The organism is Mesorhizobium sp. M7A.F.Ca.CA.004.04.2.1 (assembly GCF_004022825.1).
Classification (GTDB): Bacteria; Pseudomonadota; Alphaproteobacteria; order Rhizobiales; family Rhizobiaceae; genus Mesorhizobium.
On the sequence record NZ_RZPH01000757.1, the window covers coordinates 1 to 3,024 of the forward strand.

Annotated in this window: 4 protein-coding genes; 2 read left to right on the forward strand and 2 right to left on the reverse strand. The window is 63.2% G+C overall.

The window, feature by feature from the left end:
* Positions 1-1,036, forward strand: a 1,036-nt coding sequence (locus EN893_RS26445; RefSeq protein WP_128361895.1) for a YcjF family protein, incomplete at its 5' end; no start/stop codon positions are given.
* A 135-nt stretch (positions 1,037-1,171) separates the two neighbouring features.
* Entirely contained in the window at positions 1,172-1,726 is a 555-nt protein-coding gene (locus tag EN893_RS26450) for a hypothetical protein (protein ID WP_127271313.1), read from the forward strand.
* Positions 1,727-1,834: 108 nt separating this feature from the next.
* On the opposite strand, the gene EN893_RS26455 is transcribed toward EN893_RS26450, so the two are convergent.
* Both EN893_RS26455 and EN893_RS26460 read right to left on the reverse strand, forming a co-directional pair.
* Positions 1,835-2,101, reverse strand: a complete 267-nt coding sequence (locus EN893_RS26455; RefSeq protein ID WP_127271315.1) for a hypothetical protein — start codon at positions 2,099-2,101, stop codon at positions 1,835-1,837.
* A 182-nt stretch (positions 2,102-2,283) separates the two neighbouring features.
* Positions 2,284-3,024 (reverse strand): MFS transporter (locus EN893_RS26460; RefSeq protein WP_164901116.1); only part of this gene is annotated, 741 nt, incomplete at its 5' end.

The following is a 3,024-nucleotide window of genomic DNA, read 5'->3' on the forward strand; positions in this document are numbered from 1 at the left end:
GAGACAAACGGCCCCTGAGCCGCGCCCCCAGGCCGATGCCCAGCGCAAACCGCGCGCGATGAAGACCGATGTCGCGATGGTCCTCCCGGCGGAAGTCGATGTCTTCGACGAGCCCGACATCATTGCCGCGGAGCCGCCACCGGCCATTGCCCCCAGGAAACGCTCGCTGCTCGGCAGCATCTTCTTCGGCGCCTTTGGCGTGCTGGTTTCGCTGGCTGTCGGCTTGTGGACCGACCAGCTCATACGCGACCTCTTTGCGCGCGCCGAATGGCTGGGCTGGCTGGCCGCCGGCATGGCTGCCATCGCCGTGCTGGCGCTTATGGTGATCCTGATTCGCGAATTCCTGGCGATCGGCCGCCTCGCCGAGGTCGAAAAGCTGCAGAAACGGGCGCTCGACGCAATCGAGCGTGACGATCCCAAGGCGGCACGATCGGTCGTCGACGAGCTGTCGGCCTTTGTCGCGGCCAAACCCGAGACCGCGGCCGGCCGGCGCGCGCTGGCCGAACTGCGCGGCGAAATCATCGACGGCGGCAATCTCGTGCGCCTGGCCGAGGCAGAAATTCTGGGCCCCCTCGATGCCAGGGCAAAGGTGATGATCCTCGAGGCCGCCAAACGCGTTTCGCTGGTGACGGCGGTCAGTCCACGCGCACTGGTCGATGTCGCCTATGTCGTATTCGAGGCCGGGCGGCTCATTCGCCGCCTGTCGGAGCTCTATGGCGGACGGCCCGGAACGCTGGGTTTCTTCCGCCTGGCGCGCAGCGTGCTGGCGCATCTGGCGGTTACCGGCTCGATCGCGGTCGGTGACAGTTTCGTCCAGCAGATCGTCGGCCACGGCCTGGCCGCGCGCCTTTCGGCCAAGCTTGGCGAGGGCGTCGTCAACGGCATGATGACGGCGCGCATCGGCATCGCCGCGATGGAGACGGCGCGACCCCTGCCCTTCAGCGCCGCCAAGCGTCCCGGATTGGGCGACTTCCTCTCGGCGCTGACATCGTTCGCAACCAGGAAAGATGGTGAAACGACCCCATCCGGCAAGTGAGACAGGCTGGAGTGTCCGGACATTCGGAATCGTTACCGGACTGCTCTGCCGCGGCTCCTCGGTGACGAAGCATTAACCAATCTTGTTCATGGTCAGACGGGTTCCAAACAGCATCTTTGTTGCCGGGTGTCGTCGATGAAAAGCGTAATTCTATCCAGCGTCCTGCCCCTGGCAACGGTGATTGCGGCAGTCGTCGGCATTGCCGGAGTGGCATCTGCGGCGGAGCCGGACAAGCAGTTCTTCCAGTCTGCTGAAGGCAAGTGGATCGGTCCCGGCGAAATCGTCGCCGGCAAGTACAAAGGCACCAAGTTCAACTGCAGCTTCACCGGCTCGACGCCCGACGGCAAGGTCGGCATGTCGCTCGACGGCGGCTGCCGGGTCGGCATGTTCACCCAGCCGATGTCGGCCAAGATCGAGCGCAAGGGCCGCGAGGGCTACAAGGGCAGCTTTATGGGTGGCGCGACCGGTTCCGGCCTCGACATCATCGGCGGCAACGTCGTCGATGCCCGCAAAGTGGTCTTCACCATCAACCGCAACCAGCTGCGCGGCGTCATGCAGGCTCGCATCCCTGACGACAATTCGATGACAGTGACTATTGCCGTGCGCGTCGACGACCAGTTGGTGCCGGTGATCGGCATGAGCTTGAAGCGCGTCGACGCAGTCGAAGTCGGCTCCATCGCGCCGAACTGAAATCGCGCCGAACTGAAAATCCGAAAAAAAGGCGGCGACCCCACGGTCACCGCCCTCTCCCTTGACCCATCGAATCAGGCGCTTAGGCCTTGATCTCAAATCAGGGCGTTAGCCTTTGATTGTGGCCGTCAGTTCGTCATAGGCCTTGCAGGCGTCGGCCAATGTCGTAGCGCCCTGATACTTGGTTGTCACCGCCTGGACCTTGGCCGTCAGATCAGCCGCTTTGGACGGGTCCTTGGTAATCGCTTCCTGCAGCGCGGTAGCCATGTCCTGCGCCTTCTTGGTCGCGATTTCCGCCGTGCACTCGGGCGCCTTCGAGCAAGCCGAACCGGCAAGCACCGCCAGGCCGACGGCAACAAACAAAAACTTCTTCATGTCAGTCATCTCCTCAAAAAGGGCGCGACTTGATCGTCGATCACCCTCCAATGGCCGAAGCCGAGCGTCCTTAGCCTTCGATTGCGGCAAGATGCAACGTGTTCCCGGCCTCAACTTGTGTATCGCGCCTGCAACATCGGCGGCGGCCCGGATTCAGGCTATTTTATCAGCGGCAGCAAAGTTCAGCTGCGTGGCTGCAGCAGCGCCAAGACGGCGGTCGATGCGGCAAGGACAGCGGTCAGAGTCAAAGGCCCGGTCGCGCCATAGGTGTCCACGACATAGCCGCCGACAACCGCGCCGATGGTGATGGCAATTTGGAAAGAGGTGACCATCAGGCTGCCCGCTGCCTCCAGCGCATCAGGCGCCGCGCGCGACATATTGGTCGGCAGCACCACCGGCGCCATGCCAAAGGCGAAACCCCACAGCGTAACGAAGCCGAAGGCAACGCCCATATGCGAGCCCCAAAGCACCAAAGTAAGTGCCGCAACCGCCATCAACGCCGCGGTGACTGCGAGGGCCATGTGGATGTTGGTGTCGGCCATGCGGCCGCCGGCAACATTACCGATCACGGCAGCGATGCCAAACCCGAGCAGAGCCAGGGCAATCGGTCCGGTTGTAAGGAGTGTCACCTGTTCGAGGAAGGGACGCACATAGACCGAGCCGGCAAAATGCCCCGTCATCAGCAAAACAATAGCCAGCATGCCGAGTTGGATGCCGCGCCGCCGGGTCAGCCGAAATACATCTGCAAGGCTGTTGCTTGCCGTTGCAGGCAAGGTCGGCAGGCTGAGAAACTGCAGCAGCAGGGCAAGCGCGGCCAGCCCCGCCGTCATGGCCATGGCACTGCGCCACCCTATCCAGTCACTGATCAACGCGCCCATCGACGGTGCGGCAATGGTGGCAAGCGAGACGCCGAGGGTGACGAT

Coding starts and splice junctions, on each gene's coding strand:
- EN893_RS26455 (WP_127271315.1), bottom strand. CDS start 2,101: ATGAAGAAGTTTTTGTTTGTTGCCGTCGGCCTGGCGGTGCTTGCCGGT.
- EN893_RS26450 (WP_127271313.1), top strand. CDS start 1,172: ATGAAAAGCGTAATTCTATCCAGCGTCCTGCCCCTGGCAACGGTGATT.